17 protein-coding genes are annotated in these 16,636 nt (G+C 64.7%); 5 read left to right on the plus strand and 12 right to left on the minus strand.

Annotated elements, in window-relative coordinates; genetic code table 11:
* Positions 1-5: 5 nt before the first annotated feature.
* The 8 genes from SALA_RS06020 to SALA_RS06055 all read right to left on the minus strand — a co-directional run bounded on the left by SALA_RS06020 (position 6) and on the right by SALA_RS06055 (position 8,539).
* A complete protein-coding gene (locus SALA_RS06020) occupies positions 6-437 on the minus strand; it encodes an MAPEG family protein (protein ID WP_011541495.1) in 432 nt (143 codons plus the stop codon).
* Between the two features lie 47 nt (positions 438-484).
* Positions 485-1,654: a CaiB/BaiF CoA transferase family protein gene (locus SALA_RS06025; RefSeq protein WP_011541496.1), complete on the minus strand. Its 1,170-nt coding sequence runs from the start codon at positions 1,652-1,654 to the stop codon at positions 485-487.
* 85 nt (positions 1,655-1,739) lie between these two features.
* Positions 1,740-3,065, minus strand: a complete 1,326-nt coding sequence (locus SALA_RS06030) for an MFS transporter (protein ID WP_041383131.1) — start codon at positions 3,063-3,065, stop codon at positions 1,740-1,742.
* 87 nt (positions 3,066-3,152) lie between these two features.
* Positions 3,153-4,346 carry a type III PLP-dependent enzyme gene (locus SALA_RS06035; protein WP_011541498.1) on the minus strand — a complete coding sequence of 398 codons (1,194 nt, stop codon included), beginning with the start codon at positions 4,344-4,346 and terminating at the stop codon, positions 3,153-3,155.
* Between the two features lie 222 nt (positions 4,347-4,568).
* Positions 4,569-5,741: a carboxynorspermidine decarboxylase gene (locus SALA_RS06040; RefSeq protein WP_011541499.1), complete on the minus strand. Its 1,173-nt coding sequence runs from the start codon at positions 5,739-5,741 to the stop codon at positions 4,569-4,571.
* A gap of 18 nt (positions 5,742-5,759) precedes the next feature.
* Positions 5,760-6,110 (minus strand): DMT family protein, encoded by a 351-nt coding sequence (locus tag SALA_RS06045; protein WP_011541500.1) that lies wholly within the window; start codon positions 6,108-6,110, stop codon positions 5,760-5,762.
* On the minus strand, positions 6,107-7,201 hold the full coding sequence (locus SALA_RS06050; RefSeq protein ID WP_011541501.1) for an alpha/beta fold hydrolase: 1,095 nt from the start codon (positions 7,199-7,201) through the stop codon (positions 6,107-6,109). Before SALA_RS06050 ends, SALA_RS06045 begins: the two co-directional genes overlap by 4 nt.
* 129 nt (positions 7,202-7,330) lie before the next feature.
* Positions 7,331-8,539 carry a saccharopine dehydrogenase family protein gene (locus tag SALA_RS06055; protein ID WP_011541502.1) on the minus strand — a complete coding sequence of 403 codons (1,209 nt, stop codon included), beginning with the start codon at positions 8,537-8,539 and terminating at the stop codon, positions 7,331-7,333.
* Positions 8,540-8,605: 66 nt separating this feature from the next.
* Between SALA_RS06055 and SALA_RS06060 the strand changes: the two genes are divergently transcribed.
* Positions 8,606-9,607, plus strand: coding sequence for a threonine ammonia-lyase (locus SALA_RS06060; RefSeq protein ID WP_011541503.1), 1,002 nt, complete (start codon positions 8,606-8,608; stop codon positions 9,605-9,607).
* Between the two features lie 46 nt (positions 9,608-9,653).
* Positions 9,654-10,088 (plus strand): hypothetical protein, encoded by a 435-nt coding sequence (locus tag SALA_RS06065; protein WP_011541504.1) that lies wholly within the window; start codon positions 9,654-9,656, stop codon positions 10,086-10,088.
* A 122-nt stretch (positions 10,089-10,210) separates the two neighbouring features.
* On the opposite strand, the gene SALA_RS06070 is transcribed toward SALA_RS06065, so the two are convergent.
* From SALA_RS06070 to murI, 4 genes are all read right to left on the minus strand, one after another.
* Entirely contained in the window at positions 10,211-11,476 is a 1,266-nt protein-coding gene (locus SALA_RS06070; protein WP_011541505.1) for a YceI family protein, read from the minus strand.
* A gap of 86 nt (positions 11,477-11,562) precedes the next feature.
* Positions 11,563-12,252 carry a nitroreductase gene (locus SALA_RS06075; protein ID WP_011541506.1) on the minus strand — a complete coding sequence of 230 codons (690 nt, stop codon included), beginning with the start codon at positions 12,250-12,252 and terminating at the stop codon, positions 11,563-11,565.
* Complete coding sequence (hemA, locus tag SALA_RS06080; protein ID WP_011541507.1) at positions 12,249-13,469, minus strand: 5-aminolevulinate synthase; 1,221 nt, start codon at positions 13,467-13,469, stop codon at positions 12,249-12,251. The genes SALA_RS06075 and hemA overlap by 4 nt, the downstream gene beginning before the upstream one ends.
* Before the next feature lie 136 nt (positions 13,470-13,605).
* Positions 13,606-14,412 carry a glutamate racemase gene (gene murI, locus SALA_RS06085; RefSeq protein WP_011541508.1) on the minus strand — a complete coding sequence of 269 codons (807 nt, stop codon included), beginning with the start codon at positions 14,410-14,412 and terminating at the stop codon, positions 13,606-13,608.
* A gap of 159 nt (positions 14,413-14,571) precedes the next feature.
* Here murI and plsY point away from each other — a divergent pair, with 159 nt between their 5' ends.
* From plsY to SALA_RS06100, 3 genes are all read left to right on the plus strand, one after another.
* Positions 14,572-15,174, plus strand: coding sequence for a glycerol-3-phosphate 1-O-acyltransferase PlsY (plsY, locus tag SALA_RS06090; protein WP_011541509.1), 603 nt, complete (start codon positions 14,572-14,574; stop codon positions 15,172-15,174).
* Positions 15,171-16,253: a DNA-processing protein DprA gene (gene dprA, locus SALA_RS06095; protein ID WP_011541510.1), complete on the plus strand. Its 1,083-nt coding sequence runs from the start codon at positions 15,171-15,173 to the stop codon at positions 16,251-16,253. The genes plsY and dprA overlap by 4 nt, the downstream gene beginning before the upstream one ends.
* Before the next feature lie 109 nt (positions 16,254-16,362).
* Positions 16,363-16,596 carry a hypothetical protein gene (locus tag SALA_RS06100; protein WP_041383132.1) on the plus strand — a complete coding sequence of 78 codons (234 nt, stop codon included), beginning with the start codon at positions 16,363-16,365 and terminating at the stop codon, positions 16,594-16,596.
* The last annotated feature ends 40 nt before the right edge of the window (positions 16,597-16,636 follow it).

Below are 16,636 nucleotides of genomic sequence, written 5' to 3' on the forward strand. Positions count from 1 at the left end.
TTCCTTCAACCCAGAGTGGCGATGACGGCGAGAATCGATAGCGCGAACAGACAGAGTGTCGCGAGCGCAAAGATGGTGAAACGCACCGGAATACGGTTCACGGTTGCTTGCCACAGGCTGTGGATGATGCGCAGCACGACATAGGCCCAGGCGAGACCGCGCGTCAGATCGGTGTCGCCGCCCGACAGGTGCAGGAAGAGGAGCACCGCGTAAAAGATCGTCGGCTGCTCGCACAAATGCGTGTAATTATGCGACTTCCAGTTGGTTTCCGGCGGCAGCATATTTTCCAGATCGGCGCCGCGCCCGCCCGGCGGTGCGGCCTTGATGTCAACGCCGACCTTGGCCATCGCCGAAAAACGGGTCACGGCGACCCAGCCAAGCATGATGATCGTCCAGAGCGCCAGGACGGCGCCGGGTGCGAGTAGACTGTCCGACATGGTTTCCCCCCTCCATATTGTGCCGCGATGCTACGCGCCGCGCGCCGTTATGCAACGCAATCCTTCGCCTGCGACAGTTCGGCCCGGATGGCCACGCCATCACCGTCGAGCCGTGGCGCAAAACCCAGGTCGCGTGGCCCCATCGCGCCATAGCGGACGGGTGGCTGCATCTCGTGAAAGCCGCCGACGTCGGGATGGGTGCGGCGCCGGAAAAAGCCTGTCGCTTCGAAATGGGGATCTTCCCTGACATGCTGCAGATCGCGCGCCGCCATCGCCGGAATATCGTTGGCGGCAAAGATCGCCAGCCATTCGGCGGTGGTCTTTGTCGGCGTTTTGCGCGCGATTTCGGCATAGATGAGCGGCATATGCCGACCCTCGGCCTTTGCCGCTGCATATTCGGGGGTTTCGAGCAAGGCGTCGCTGTCGAGCAGCGTCATCAGGCGCACGGTCGATTCGGGTGTATAGGGGACGATTGCGACATAGCCATCGCGTGTCGGGAAGGGCTGGCGGGTCGGATCGAGCTGGCGCGGATAACCCGCGGGGCCGAGCGGCGGGTCGAGCGTCGCATCGCGCAAATGTTCGGTGAGCATGAAGGCAGTGAAACATTCGAACATCGGCACCTCGACCGCCTGCCCCTCGCCGGTCCGCAGCTTGTGAACCAGCGCCGCCAGGATCGCCTGCGCGCCGAACTGGCCCGCGATCTTGTCGGCGATCAGCGACGGGAAATAGCGCGGGCGCGGGTCGCCATCGACGCGCGGGAGCAGGCTGGTGGTGCCGCTCGCAGCCTGGATGACATCGTCATAGGCCTGAAGGTCGGCATAGGGGCCGTCCTGTCCGAAGCCCGTGCCATGGACATAGATGATATCCGGCTTGAGCGCGCGGCACGCGGCATAGTCGAACCCCAGCTTGGCGATCGCCTTGCCGCGGATATTGTGGAAAAACACGTCGGCGGTGGCGACGAGATCGCGCAGCACCGCCGCGTCCTCTGCCTGTTTCAGGTCGAGCGCGATCGACCTTTTGCCGCGGTTCACCGTGAGGTGGATCGACCCCATCGTCGGGTCAGGAATGCCGCTGCCAAGGTAACGCGAGATGTCACCCGCTCCCGGTGTCTCGACCTTGATGACCTCGGCCCCCAGGTCGGCGAGCATCTGCGTCGCATAGGGGCCGAAAATAACCGTCGTCAGGTCGATGATGCGAATGCCGGACAGCATGGACATGGCGCCTCCCTCTTGTCTCCCTCTTGTCGTCGCGCACGATAGACGCATTGCAAAGTGAAACGGAAGAGGCTTTTGCCATCGCCATTCAGGCGGCTGCGGTTGCCGCCGCGCCGCTATCGACGCCCTCTGCATAAGCGGTCGATATGCGGTGATAGGATCGGGACCGGAAAGCCGCGAGCGTCGCGATCACGCCGAGCAGCCCGGCGATCGAAAAGACGATCGCGATACCGCGTTCGGGGCCGCGCCCGTACCAGTCGCCGATCGCCGCCGCTCCTGCTCCATCCGTCATCAGCGGCACGAAGACGAACTGGGTGATCGGCGCGATGAGGAAGGCGGTGAGCGGCGAGGCGGCCTGTTCGACCGACTGGGCAAAGCCGAACACGCGCCCCTGCCGTTCAAGGGGAACGACCTTTTGCAGCGTCGTTTGCTCGGCGGCTTCGGCATAGGGGCCGAGAAACATCCACAGGAAGCAGCCTGTGGCGAGCAGCAGGATCGACGACTGGATCGTGAAAAAGACCGCCACCGTCCACGCGGCAAGGTTCACCGCCAGCAATGTGCGCACCGGATTGGCGCCGAGCCCCGTCCGCGCGATCACCATCCCGCTGACGATGAAGGCGCACGATATGACCGCCCAGAGCAGACCCCATTCCTCAACCTTCATCAACGACAGACCATAAGCGTCCATGAGCGCCATAAAGACGCCGCCGAGCAGATTGTTGAAGGCCGCGAACAGGATCAGACCGATCAGGCCCGGAATGGCGAGCACAACACGCAATGTGCCGGCGAGATCGACACGCCGCGGCGCGTCGTGTGTTTCGGCCTCGCGCGGCTCATCGACGCGGATGGTTAGCAGGTCGATGACCGCGGCAAGCGACAGGACGATCGCAAAACCAAGCGTCGCGACCATTCCGCCCCAAGCGACGAGGAAACCGCTGATCGCCGAGGTCGTAAGGAATCCAATGCCGCTGACCATGCCGACGAGTCCGTTCGCCCTGTCGCGCCGGTCCTCGGGCACCAGCAAGGTCACGAGCGTGGGCAGCGCGATCATCCGGATATTGCCGACGATCACTCCCAGCATGGTGAGCAGGATGAAGAGCCAGAAGGTGACGCTCTGCACCTTTGCGGCCCGGATGTCTGGATCGAGCGCATAGCCGCCGAGCATGGCCGCGTAGAGTGCCAGCGACGCGAGGCTGGAGACGAGCATCATGTTCCGCTTGCCATGATGATCGACGAGGCTGCCGAACCAGATGCCGAGCATCGCGGTGAGCACGAGGTAGACGCCCGCGATCATCCCCGTCGCGAACACCGATTGGGTTTCGAGAAAGGTCCAGAAAGTCAGCGCAAACCACACCGTAAAATTGGTGATGTTGGCGACGAGATTGTTGACGAGAAGATGGTGGAAGGGAGACATGGGTGCCGCTCTAGCGCCTTGAACCAAAAGCGAAAGGGCCGATCGCATCGCTGCGCCGACCCTTTCAATCTTGTTATTCGAACGCGATCAGAACAGCTTGGTCACCGTCGCGCTGCGGCGTTCCTGTTCGACTTCGCCGGTGTAGAGGCTGGTCATTGGTTCGTCGCTGACGACGTGGGTTTCGTCCGCGCCGAAGCCGTTGAACTTCGTCCGCATCGCGCAGCCATAAGCGCCAAGCATCCCGATCTCGATGAAGTCGCCCGCCTTGATGTCCGCCGGCAGGAAGAAGGGGCCCGCCATATGGTCGAGATCGTCGCACGTCGGGCCGTAGAAGCTGAACGGCAGCAGTTCAGCGCCGCTTTCCGCATCGCGTTGCAGCGACACCGGGAAGCGCCAGCCGACATGCGCGGCGTCGAACAGCGCGCCGTAAGCGCCATCGTTGATGTACAGCTCCTCGCCGCGGCGCTTTTCGACGCGGACGATCAGCGAGCTGTACTCGGCCGACAGCGCACGGCCCGGTTCGCACCAAAGCTCGGCCGAATAGCTGATCGGCAGGCTTTCGAAGCTGCGGTGGATGGTGTCGAAATAGGCATCGAGCGGCGGCGGCTCCATGCCCGGATAGGAGGACGGAAAGCCGCCGCCGACATCGATGATGTCGACGGTGACCGACGCCGCGACGATCGCCGCGCGGACACGCTCCATCGCCTGCGCATAGGCGTGCGGGGTCATCGCCTGGCTGCCGACGTGGAAGCAGATGCCAAGCGCGTCGGCCGCCTGCCGCGTCGCCATCAGCAGTTCGGCCACATCCTCCGGCTCGGCGCCGAACTTGGCGGCGAGGCTGAGCTTCGAATGATCGGACGAGACCCTGAGCCGGACGAGCAGGTTCAGATCCTGCGCGCCTTCGGTCGCGCGGACGATCTTTTCGAGCTCGTCGAGCGTATCGAGCGAGAAGGTGCGCACGCCATGCTTCCAATAGGCTTCGGAAATCGCTTCCTCGGCCTTTACCGGGTGCATGAAGCAGAGAGTCGCTTGCGGCAGCGTGCGCGCGACGAGGCGCACCTCGGCGATCGAGGCGACGTCATAGTGCGTGACACCCGAATCCCACAGCACGCGCAACAGGTCGGCGGACGGATTCGCCTTGACCGCATACATGGTGGTGCCGGGAAATCGCTCGATGAAGAAACGCGCTGCGCGCCGCGCGGCGTGCGGGCGGACAAGCGTAACAGGTTCGACCGGCGAAAGTGCCTGAATCAGCCCGTGGGCGCTATGATGCTGGTGCAATGCAAGGGACCCCCAAAGGTTAAGTGAAACATCCAAGGCTGCCTTGCGGTTATTGGAAGTCCCCCTGGGGCAGCGGGGAGCGCATATATGGCGGGGGGTCCCCCCTGTAAAGACCCTTGGGCGCAATTTTCTGACGCAATAGCGGCTGCCAGGATGAACCGGGGAAGCCTCGCGCCGCAAGGAGTCCAGACGAAAGTTCGTCGGCTGGCATGGTGGATTGGTTCAGCTCAGCCGCGTCTTGAAATCCTCAAAACCGAACTGGCGGATCAATTCGAGTTCGTCGGTCTCGCTGTCCCACAACCAGATCGACGGAAGCGGCACGCCGTTGAATGTGTTGGTCTTGACCATCGAATAATGCGCCTGGTCGAGGAAGGCGAAGCGCTGGCCGATACGCGCGCCGCCGGGCAGTCGATAGTCGCCGATGACATCGCCCGCGAGGCACGAGGGGCCGCCGAGGCGCGTCACCGCGCCTTCGCTGCCTTCGCCCAGCATCGCGGGGCGATAAGGTGCCTCGATCACGTCGGGCATGTGGCAGGTCGCCGAAATGTCGGTGATGCCGATGCTCATGCCGTTATGGAACAGATCGAGCAGCTCGCCGACGAGGATGCCGGCGTCGAGCGCGATGGCCTCGCCCGGCTCGATCATCACGTCGCAATCGGTGGCGGCACGGACCTGTTTCAGAAAGGCGATGAGGTCGTCGACCTGATAATCGGCGCGCGTCACATGGTGGCCGCCGCCGAAATTGATCCATTTGAGCTGGCCAAAGAAAGGCCTCAGCATCGGGTGGACCGCGCTCCATGTGCGTTCGAGCGGCGGGAAATCCTGTTCGCACAGGCTGTGCATATGCACGCCGTCGACGCCATCCATATGTTCGGGGAGCAATTGCGTGATCGGAAAGCCGAGGCGGCTGCACGGCGCCGCGGGGTCGTATTTGGCGACCTCGCCCTCGCTGTGCATGGGATTGACGCGCAGGCCGACGTCGAAGCGCTCGCCCTTGGCGCGCAAATCGTCCAGCAGCGGGCGGAAGCGCGCGATCTGGCCGGGGGAGTTGAAGATGAGATGGTCGGAAAGCGCCGCGATTTCGGGCAGGTCGGCTTCCTTGTAGCCCGCGCAATAGGTCGCGACCTCTCCGCCATATTCGGCGCGGCCCAGTTTGGCCTCGTAAAGGCCCGACGCGCAGACGCCGTCCAGATATTCGGCAACCGTCGGGCCGAGCGACCACATCGAAAAGGCCTTGAGCGCCGCGAGCACGCGTGCGCCCGAGGCATCGCCGATATGGCGCAGCAGCGCGAGATTGCTGCGTATCTTGGCCGCATCGACGACGAAGGCGGGCGAGGGGACGCGGGTCAGGTCGAAGCGGGTAAAGGCTCCGGGATCGCCGGCACGGGTTTCCATGTCGCTATTGGCTTTCTGTCAGGCCGCAATCGGCCCCTTGAAGATGAAAAACGCCCCCGCCGCAATCAGTCCGAAGCCGACGAGATGGTTCACGGTCAGCCTTTCTCCGAGCCAGAAGACCGCGAAGCCGGCGAATATGACCAGCGTGACGATTTCCTGCAAGGTCTTGAGTTCGGCCGCCGTGTAGACGCCATAGCCGATGCGGTTGGCGGGGATAACGAGGCAGTATTCGAAAAAGGCTATGCCCCAGGCGATCACTATCGCAAGCCACATCGGCCGCGACACGGCGCCAAGCTGCCCATACCAGGCAAAGGTCATGAAGATGTTGGACAGGAACAGAAGGCCGATCGGCGCGAGATAGGCGGTCATGGTGTCGCTTCCGCGTCCGTCAGGGGAAGAACGTCGCGAAGCAGCGCCGCAAAGAAACGCCCCGGCTCCTCAACCATCGGCATATGGGCCGAATGTTCGAGCCAAACGAGCCTTTTCGAGGGCGCCTCGACCTTCGCGAACCAGTCGGCTGCTACCGGCGAAGGCACGGTATAATCGTGCCGTCCTAGCAGGAGGACGATCGGTACCTCCATCTTGCGTACCGACTTGAAGCTGACGTCGGCGAGCCGCGGCCACAGCGTCGCCACCGAAAACGCGCTGCCCTTCCCCCATGCCCCGATGTCGTCGGGGCCATATTCGGGCGAAAGCAGCGGAGTCTGGAAATAGCGTTTCAGGTCGGGCTTGTTGTACATCAGCGATCCGTAGGGAATCGCATATTTGCGCCAGCCATCGGCCTTGGCGATGGTGAACTCTCCCTGCGGATAGGGCGCGAGCGCCTCGATGGCGGCGACGGCCTCCTTATTCCCGTCGGCCAGCGCCTTGGCGCGTGTCCACGCCATACCGGCCTTTTCGCCTTTGCGGAAATCTATGCCCTGCCCGACGCCGACATAGGCGTGCAACAGGTCGGGACGCTTCAGCGCGACCGACAGGCCGACGATCGAACCCCAGCTGTGCCCCATCAGCACGACCTTTTTCTTCCCATACCGCTTTTGCAGATGCTCGATCAGTTCGATTGCATCGTCGCGATAGCGTTCGGGCGTCATGGTCCGGGCCAACGCTTCGGGGTCGTTCAGCGGATAGCTTCGCCCGGCGCCCCGCTGGTCGTAATGAACGACGGTGAAGACGTCTTCCCATGGACGCTGAAAAGCCCAGGCGAACGGCATTTCGACGGCGCCGGGGCCGCCGTGGACAAAGATCAGGATCGGATTGTCCCGGTCGGCGCCGCGCACGTTTACGACCTGCCGCGCGCCACCGAGCGTGACCTCAAAGGTTTCCTGAACGCCGTTCGGCGTCACGATCTTGCCGATGTCGGCGACGATCGCGCGCGCGGGGGCGTAAGGGTCTTCGGATTGGGCGGCAGCGGGGGTGGAGAGGGCGGCGAGCGTCGCCGCGACAAGGATGGAAAATCTCATTCTACGTCCCTTCAACGCACCGGCCTTCAGATGTCGTCATCCCGGCAAAGGCCGGGATCTCGCCGAGATGTCCAACCCATGGGGTGCGATCCCGGCCTTCGCGGGGATGACGATAGCGGCGGCAGGTCGTCAGAAATCGAGCGGCGCGTCCAGTTCCTTCACCTGCCACGGCAGACCATGTTTCATCAGCATGTCCATGAAGGGATCGGGGTCCATCTGTTCCATGTTGAAGACGCCCGCGCCGCCCCACGTACCGGTGACCATCATTGCGGCGCCGATCATCGCGGGAACGCCGGTGGTGTAGCTGACCGCCTGATTGCCCGTTTCTGCATAGGCATCCTCATGGTCGCAGATATTGTAGAGGTAGAGCGTCTTTTCCTTGCCATCCTTGCCAAGGCCGGTCGCGATGACGCCGATATTGGTCTTGCCTTTCGTCGTCCCGCCAAGGCTCGCCGGTTCGGGGAGCACGGCTTTGAGGAACTGGAGCGGAACGATCTCCTTGCCCTCGTAGACCACCGGATCGATCCGCGTCATGCCGACATTCTGGAGCACGGTAAGGTGCTGGATATAAGCGTCGCCAAAGGTCATCCAGAAACGGATGCGCTTGATTTCGGGCAAATGCGTTTTCAGGCTTTCGATCTCCTCATGATACATGAGGTACATATTCTTCGGCCCCACGCCTTCGAAATGGAACTGCTGCTTCACCGACATCGGGGGCGTTTCGACCCAGTCGCCATTTTCCCAGTGGCGCGCGACCGCGGTGACTTCACGAATGTTGATTTCGGGGTTGAAGTTGGTCGCGAAATGCTGGCCGTGATCGCCGCCGTTGCAGTCGAGGATGTCGAGCGTGTCGATGCGGTCGAAATGATGCTTGCGAAGCCAGGTCGTGAACACGCTCGTCACGCCGGGGTCGAAGCCCGAGCCGAGCAGCGCCATCAGGCCCGCGTCCTTGAAGCGGTCGTGATAGGCCCATTGCCAGTGATATTCGAACTTCGCCTCGTCGCGCGGTTCGTAATTTGCGGTGTCGAGATAATGCGCGCCGGTCGAAAGGCACGCCTCCATTATCGTCAGATCCTGATAAGGCAGCGCAAGATTGACGACGTGCGTGGCGCCAATCTGACGGATCAGCGCCGCGGTCGCGTCGATATGGTCGGCGTCGACCTCGGCGGTCTTGATCGTGACGCCGGTACGCGCCTTCACCGACCCGGCAATCGCGTCGCACTTGAACTTGCGGCGGCTGGCGAGGGTGATGTCGGGAAAGATGTCGGAGTTCATCGCCATCTTGTGCACCGCGACCGAACCGACGCCGCCTGCGCCGATCACCAGAACCTTGCTCATCGAAAAATCTCCTGTCGCGGACCGTTGCCGCCTTGTCTTGTATGCCCGGCCCTATAGGACGAAGCCATGATACAGCAAAGCCCCGATCCTGCGCTCGCCCCGCTGCTCGACCCGAACCGCGCCCCCTCGCTCGCAGGGGTGGAACGCGCTGCGGCCAAGGTTGCTGCCTTGCTCCCGCAGACGCCGCTGCTGCCGCTCGAGGTCGACGGCCGCACCATCTGGTGCAAAGCCGAATCGCTCCAGCCCGTCGGCGCGTTCAAGATCCGCGGCGCGTGGCACCGGCTGACCGACCTGACGCCCGAACAGGCGGCGGCGGGCGTGGTCGGTGTGTCCAGCGGCAATCATGCGCAGGGGGTCGCCTGGGCGGCGAAGCGGCTCGGTATCCGCGCCACGATCGTCATGCCGGGCAACGCCCCCGCGATGAAACTCGCAGCGACGCGCAGGCTGGGAGCGGAAGTCGTGCTCTATGACCGCGTTACCGAATCGCGCGATGCCGTCGCGGCAAAGCTGCTCGCCGAGCGCGGCGGGACGCTGGTTCATGCCTATGGTGATCCGTGGATCATCGAGGGGCAGGGGAGCGCGGGGATCGAGGCGGCGATGCAGATGCGCGCACGCGGGATCGACGGCCCCGACCGGATCGTCGCCTGTTGCGGCGGCGGCGGGCTGTCGGCCGGGCTGGCGCTCGCCTGCCCCGACGCACAGGTGATCGCCGTCGAGCCTGAGGGGTGGGATGATGTGACGCGCAGTCTGGCCGCGGGAGAGATACTGAGCGTCGAGGATATGTCCTTTCCTACCGAATGCGACGCGCTCCAGACGCCCGAAACATGGCCGATCAACTTTGCGGTGCTTCGGGCGCGCGGTGTCCGCGGGGTCGTCGTGACGCGCAGCGAAGTGCGCGACGCGATGCGCCTCGCCTTTGAAAGGCTGCACCTGGTCATCGAACCCGGCGGCGCGGCGGCGCTGGCGGCAGTGCTGGCGGGCAAGGTGACGCCGACCGACGCGACGCTCGTCACCCTGTCAGGCGGCAATGTCGATCCGCTGCAATTCGCCGAAATCATCAGCGAATAGGAAACTTTGCGCTCATCGGGCGTTTGCGTCGCAAAGGAGAGAGACGATGCACAAGAGTCTGACGATGGCGGCGGCTTCTGCCGCGATGCTGCTCACCGGCTGCGAAAAGGCCGAGGCGCCGGCGCCCGCCGAAACGACCACGACTGAAACGTTTCCGGTCGACACGGTTCCGGCCGAGGAAGTGGACGCAACCGCACCGCACCGCTTTGCGAGCTGGACGGGCAAGTGGACCGGCGTCGAAGGCATGTATGCGACGATCACGCCTGCCGGGCCCGGCCAATACAAGCTGGAAATGCAGTCGGACCTCGACACCAGGGGCACCTATGACGGCACCGACAGCGAGCATGGGATCCAGTTTACGCGCGGCGGCGAAGACCTGACCCTGCGCCGTGCCAGCGGCGACGAGACGGGGCTCAAATATCTCGCGGGCAAGACCGAATGCCTGATCGTCAAGCCGGGCGAGGGTTATTGCCGGGATTAGGGCGTCGTGCGCCGGTCTGTATCGACATTCCGCCCTGGCGGCCTGCAAATGGCGGCACCCCCTCAATTCCCTTCTCTTGTCGAAGCGTGGCGGGTGCGGACCGGATTGTTGCGCGGCCCCCGTCAGCCTGACTGCCGCGTCGCAGTGAAGGCAAAGGCGATATCGACTTCCGCCGGAATCGCATCGGTCGCTGCCCATTCGCCCTGACCGACCCCGAACGCCGTGCGGTCGATCCGCGCCGTGCCGTTGACGCGCGCGCGGTCGCCCTCGATCCCCAGCGTGAAGCGCAGCGTCACCGGCCTGGCGGCGCCGCGCAGCTCGAGCGTGCCGCGCGCCGCATAGCGGTCACCACCAAGCTTACGAACGTCGCGCGCGGTGAAGATTGCGCTGGGATGTGCGGCGGTATCGAAGAAATCGCTGCCCTTCAGCGAATCGTCGCGCTGGCCGTCGCCGGTGTCGGCCGAGGCGAGGTCGACCGTCACCTTGATGCGCGACCCCGTGAGATGGTCGGGACTGAACCGGATGTCGGCGCGCCAGCGATCGAAGCGCCCCTCGACCGCCTCGCCATTCCAGCGCGCGGTGAAGCCAAGGCGCCCGCCCGGCGCCACCGACCAGTCGGCGAGGGGCTCTGCCGTGTCTTCGGGCTCGGCAGCGGGATCGCTGTCAGGGGCTTCGTCCGCTTCCGTCTTTTCGGCCTCGATCGGCGCGGGAGGCGCGACGGGCGCGGTCTGTGCTGTATTGGACATGGCCGGTTCGGCGGGCGCGGCCCGGTCGCGGTCGGGATAGACGCTTGAACCCACGGCGAAGGCGCCGCCGACGAACGCCAGTGCGATCAAGACGGCCCCCACGGCTTTGCCGCGCGCCGACGGGATCATCCGCTGAAGCTCGGGCTTGCCGAGCAACCACTGGTGACGGAGCGCGCCCGCGACATGCAGCAGGAACAGCCCGATCGCCAGCCACGCCATTGTCTCGTGGATCACCTCGGCAGGCTCATGCCAGCCGCGACCGACGGGAAGGTGCGGCCAGGGCACCATACCGAACAGCAAGGTCGGCACCTGAATCTTCGCCGTCGATACGAGCAGCCAGCCGGTGAGCGGGCCGACGATCATCACGACATAGAAAAGGCTGTGGACGATGCCTGCCAGCGCGCGCGTCCATGTCGGCCCGTCGGACGCCGGCGGGCGCGGCATGACGAAACGGGTCGCAAGGCGGAGGAGGCTGAGCAGCAGGATCGCGATGCCGACCGATTTGTGAAGCTGGAACCGCTGAAACAGCTCGGGACTGTTATCGCCTTCGAGCGCCCAGCCGAGCGCGACCTGAAAGGCGAGGAGCAGCGCGATCAGCCAGTGGAGCGCGATCGCGGTATAGCTATAGCGTTGAACGGCCATGGAAACCTTTGTGTCGGGGAGCGCGCGGGGCGGAGGGGAGCCTAGCGGACGACTCGATTCGCACAAGTATCAATCGCCGCCAACGATCAATCGTCGAACCCCACGAAACGCACGGCCTCTTCGATGCTCTTGCGGTTCGACACCACCGCGTTCGCCGGAAAATCGGCGTCGGGCCAGCCCATCGCAACGCAGATCATGATGACCTGATCGTCGGGGATGCGCGCATGTTCGCGCACCACCGGGCTTTGCATGATGCCCTGGCTGTTGATGACGCAGCCCAGCCCGCGCGACCAGGCGGCGTTGACCAGCGCGTTGGTGACCGCGCCGCAGTCGAAGGGCGCGATGTCGCTGCCCAGCAGGACGCGGTCATAGGTGACGACGATGCTGACCGGCGCGTCGAACTGGCGAAAGCCGCGCAGCACCCAGTCCTGCCGCGCGTCCTTGTCGTCGCGCGCGATGCCCATGGCGCCGAAGAGCTGTTTGGCGATCTCGATCTGGCGACCGCGATGTGCGTCGGGCACCTTGTCGAAACGGCGAAACTCGCGGCTGTCGGGCTTGCCCGCCAGGACGCCCTCGGTGTTGCCGCGGCGGATGGCGTCGAGCGGCGCGCCCGTGACGACCGAAAAGTTCCAGCACTGGTTGTTGAACGACGACGGCGCGCGCATCGCCACGGCGATGATTTCCGCGATCAGCTCTTTGGAAACGGGCTTGTCGAGGAAGCCGCGGATCGAGCGACGCCCGACGACAACCTCATCGAAACCGGGCGCTTCGGTCACGCCGCCTTCTGGAGCTGCAATTCCAGCCGGTCCCAGATTTCGACGAGCGCGCTGGTCAACTCGCGCATCATCGCTTCGTCATGCGCGGGGCCGGGGGTGAAGCGCAGGCGTTCGGTGCCGCGCGGCACGGTCGGGAAATTGATCGGCTGGACATAGACGCCATATTCGGCGAGCAATATGTCGCTGATCTTCTTTGCGCGCACCGGGTCGCCAACCATCAGCGGGACGATGTGCGTCGTCGAATCCATCACCGGCAGGCCCGCGTCGCGGAAACATTGCTTGAGATAGGCGGCAGCTGCCTGTTGCGCGTCGCGCTCGACGCTCGATTGCTTCAGGTGACGCACACTCGCGAGCACCCCGGCGACAAGCACGGGCGAGAGGCTGGTCGTGAAGATGAAGCCCGGCGCATAGGAGCGGATCACGTCGACGATATTCCTGTCGGCGGCGATGTAGCCGCCCATCACGCCAAACGCCTTGCCGAGCGTCCCCTCGATGATCGTCACGCGGTGCGCGGCCTCGTCGCGGTCGGTGATGCCGCCGCCGCGCGGGCCGTACATGCCGACGGCATGGACTTCGTCGCAATAGGTAAGCGCGTTATATTTCTCTGCAAGATCGCAGATCGCGTGGATCGGGGCGACATCGCCGTCCATCGAGTAGACGCTTTCGAACGCGATCAGCTTTGCCGCCTCGGGATCGTCGGCGGCGAGCAGTTCCTCGAGATGCTCCAGGTCGTTGTGCCGCCACACGCGCTTTTCGCAGCCCGAATTGCGGATACCCGCGATCATCGAAGCGTGGTTGAGTTCGTCCGAATAGATGATGCAGTTCGGGAGCAGCTTGCCCAGCGTGCCGAGCGTCGCCTCGTTCGAGATATAGCCCGATGTGAAGAGCAGCGCGCCCTCCTTGCCGTGCAGGTCGGCGAGTTCGGCCTCGAGGTCGATGTGATAGTGCGTGTTGCCGCCGATGTTGCGCGTTCCGCCCGACCCGGCGCCGACGTCGTGCAGCGCCGCTTCCATCGCCTCGATGACCTTCGGATGCTGGCCCATCGCAAGATAGTCGTTCGAGCACCACACGGTGATCGGTTTTGGCCCGTTGTGTCCCGCAAAGCAGCGCGCGTTGGGATAAGCCCCCTTGTTGCGCAGGATATCGATAAAGACGCGGTAGCGTCCCTCTTCATGCAGCCGGTCGATCGCGCGAGCGAAAATATCGTTGTAATTCACGTTTCAGCCCCGCAGTCAGGTGCCAGTAAAGCTCTGGGCGCCGCTTCCCAGGCGGCTGTTAACATGCGGGCCAATAACGCCGAAAAGCGCCGAAGGCCAGTGCGAACGATTCGCAGTCCTGGGACAAATTGTCCGATCAGACCGTCTCGATCGACCCGATGCCATAGGGCGCGAGCACGGCGAGCGGCGGCGGCGGCCTTTCGTCGCTGCGCGTGAAAACCGCGATACCCGGCACGGCGATGGCGGGCCAGGCTTGCCCGTCGGTCAGATGCGCGATGCGCCGCGCAATCCCCTCCGCGCCATCGATCAAGGCGACGCCGCGGCCGAAACCCGCCTGCAGTTCGTCCTTGAGGAGTGGAAAATGGGTGCAGGCGAGCACGACGACGTCGATCGCGTCGCCGCGAGGCTGATCGCGAAGTCCCGCGACCGCGCGGGCTATGACCTCGGGATCGACCGTCTCGCCCCGCAACCTGGCTTCGGCGCCGGTGACGAGGCCGGGGCTGCCGTGGCGCAGCACCGTCTTGCCACCCGCGAAACGCGCGCTCAGGTCGTCGACATAGGGTTGGCGCACCGTCGCCTCGGTTCCGAGTACGCCGATCACGCCGCTTTTCGTCATTTCGGCCGCAGGCTTGATCGCGGGAACGGTGCCGACGATCGGCAGGTCGAGCGCGGCGCGGACATGACCGAGGGCGATTGTCGAGGCGGTGTTGCACGCGATGACGGCGAGGCGCGGCTGGTACCGCTCGACGAGCCGCCCAAGCAAGGCCGGGACGCGCGCGGCCAGCTCTTCGTTGCTTTTCCTGCCATAGGGCAGACCGGCATAGTCGGCGGCATAGACGATCGGCGCGGTTGGCAGCAGCGCGCGCGTCGGGCCAAGCACGGAGAGCCCGCCGAGACCGCTGTCGAAGAAGAGGATGGGCGCGTCGGGGGCGGGTGGGTGCATGGTTTTCGCCTAGCAGGCGATGCCAAGCCTCTCAATCATATCCGTCATCGCGGCTTTAGCCGAGATGACGGGTTTATCCATTTCGGATGGCGATGTGTCCGAATCCGTTGATTGCTTTCCCCAACCCAGCCAAAAGGGCACAACATAACGAGGAGTGAGATGACCATCTATCTGTTGATCGCCGGCGGTTATCTGCTCGGTTCCATTCCCTTCGGCGTCCTGCTGACGCGCGCATTCGGCGCGGGCGACTTGCGGCAGATCGGGTCGGGCAATATCGGCGCGACCAATGTGCTGCGCACCGGCCGCAAGGGGCTGGCGGCGGCGACCCTGCTGCTCGACGGCGCGAAGGGCGCGGCGGCGGTGTTGCTCGCACGGCATTTCGTGCCCCAGCTTGGCGATCATGCTGCGATGATCGCGGGCGCCGCGGCGATGATCGGTCATTGCTATCCGGTGTGGCTGAAGTTTCGCGGCGGCAAGGGCGTTGCCACGCTGCTTGGTCTTGCACTCGCGCTTGCCTGGCCCATCGGCCTGATCTTTGCGGCGGTGTGGCTTGGCACCGTGTTGCTGCTGCGTTTCTCCTCGCTCGGCGGGATGCTCGGCGCGGTGTCGGCCCCAGTTGCGGCGTTTGCGTTCGACTATCCGGTTTACGCCGTCGGACTCGCCGGGCTTGCGGTGATCGTGCTCTGGCGGCACCGCGAGAATATCGCGCGGCTGCGCGCCGGGACAGAGCCGCGCGTCGGCGCCGCGAAAGAGCGCGCATGAAGGACGCCGAGCGGCTGGCGCGTCTGCGGCTTATCCGCACCCCGCACGTCGGCCCGGTCAGCTGGCACCAGTTGATGGAGCGTTTCGGTTCGGGCGAAGCGGCGCTCGACGCCTTGCCCGACCTCGTGCTGCGTGGCGGGGCGGGCAAGGCGCGGATCGCGCCCGCCGAGGTCGCCGAGCGCGAGATCGAGCGCGTCGCGGCGCTTGGCGCAAGGCATATATTCAGTGACGAGGATGAGTATTCGCCGCTGCTGCGCGACGTCGAAGGCGCGCCGCCGGTTATCGTTGTTCGCGGCGATACGGCGATGCTGCATCGTCCGTGCGTTGCGATCGTCGGCGCGCGCAATGCGTCGGCCATCGCGTGCCGCTTCGCGCGCCAGATCGCTGCCGACCTCGCGGAAAAGGGGGTGACCGTGGTGAGCGGCCTCGCGCGCGGCGTCGATACCGCGGCGCATGTCGGCGCGCTCGGCGGCGCGACGGCGGGGGTCATCGCAAGCGGGATCGACATCGCCTTTCCGCCTGAAAACGCCGCGCTCCAGGAAAGGATCGCAGCCGACCAGCTGCTGATCGCCGAACAGCCGCCGGGCACCGAACCACTGGCGCGGCATTTTCCGTCACGTAACCGGATCATCGCCGGACTGGCGCATGGCACGCTGGTGATCGAGGCGGCACCGAAATCGGGCTCGCTCATCACCGCGCGCCGCGCGGGCGATTATGGCCGCGAAGTAATGGCGGTGCCAGGCTCGCCGCTCGACCCGCGCGCGCAGGGTTGCAACCAGTTGATCCGCGACGGGGCGACGCTGATCCAGACGGCCGACGAGGTGATCGAGGCGATCGGACCGATCGACCGCCGCATGGTGCGCGAGCCAGTTCGCGCCTTTTTCGTACCCCCGGTGACTGAGCCTGCCAATGACGAGCGGCAGGCTCTCGTCGACCTGCTTGGCCCCACGCCAGTGACGGTTGACGAGCTGGTGCGGCAGTCGGGACAGGACGCCGCAGCCGTCCAGCTCGTGCTACTCGAACTCGAACTCGCCGGACGGATCGAGCGCCACGCGGGCGCCAAAATCTCACTCCTGTGAAGCATCGCACAGCGGGCGGTTGTCGCCGCGTTATCCCTTCGTCGCAGTTCAGCCACAGTTCAGCGGTTGACCGTAATGATGATATGACATCACATGGATGGGGAGGTCTATGATGCGCAGCCGGTTCCTGACCGACGACAGCGGCGTCGGCAATCCGCACGCGCCGCCGGCGATCGACTGTTACCTCGTCACCCGCCTCGACACGCTGGTCCGCCGGGTGATCGACAGCCAGATCAGCGGTCGCCGAATCGAACCCGACGAAAATGAAATCATCCGCAGCGTCGGCAATTACGACGCCGGAAAATGTATCCTGCCCGCCGATTTCAAATGGCAGAACGGGTGACGCAAAATCCGGCTTGACGGAATCAAGCTATCCCCGCCAC

Source organism: Sphingopyxis alaskensis RB2256, assembly GCF_000013985.1.
Taxonomy (GTDB): Bacteria; Pseudomonadota; Alphaproteobacteria; order Sphingomonadales; family Sphingomonadaceae; genus Sphingopyxis; species Sphingopyxis alaskensis.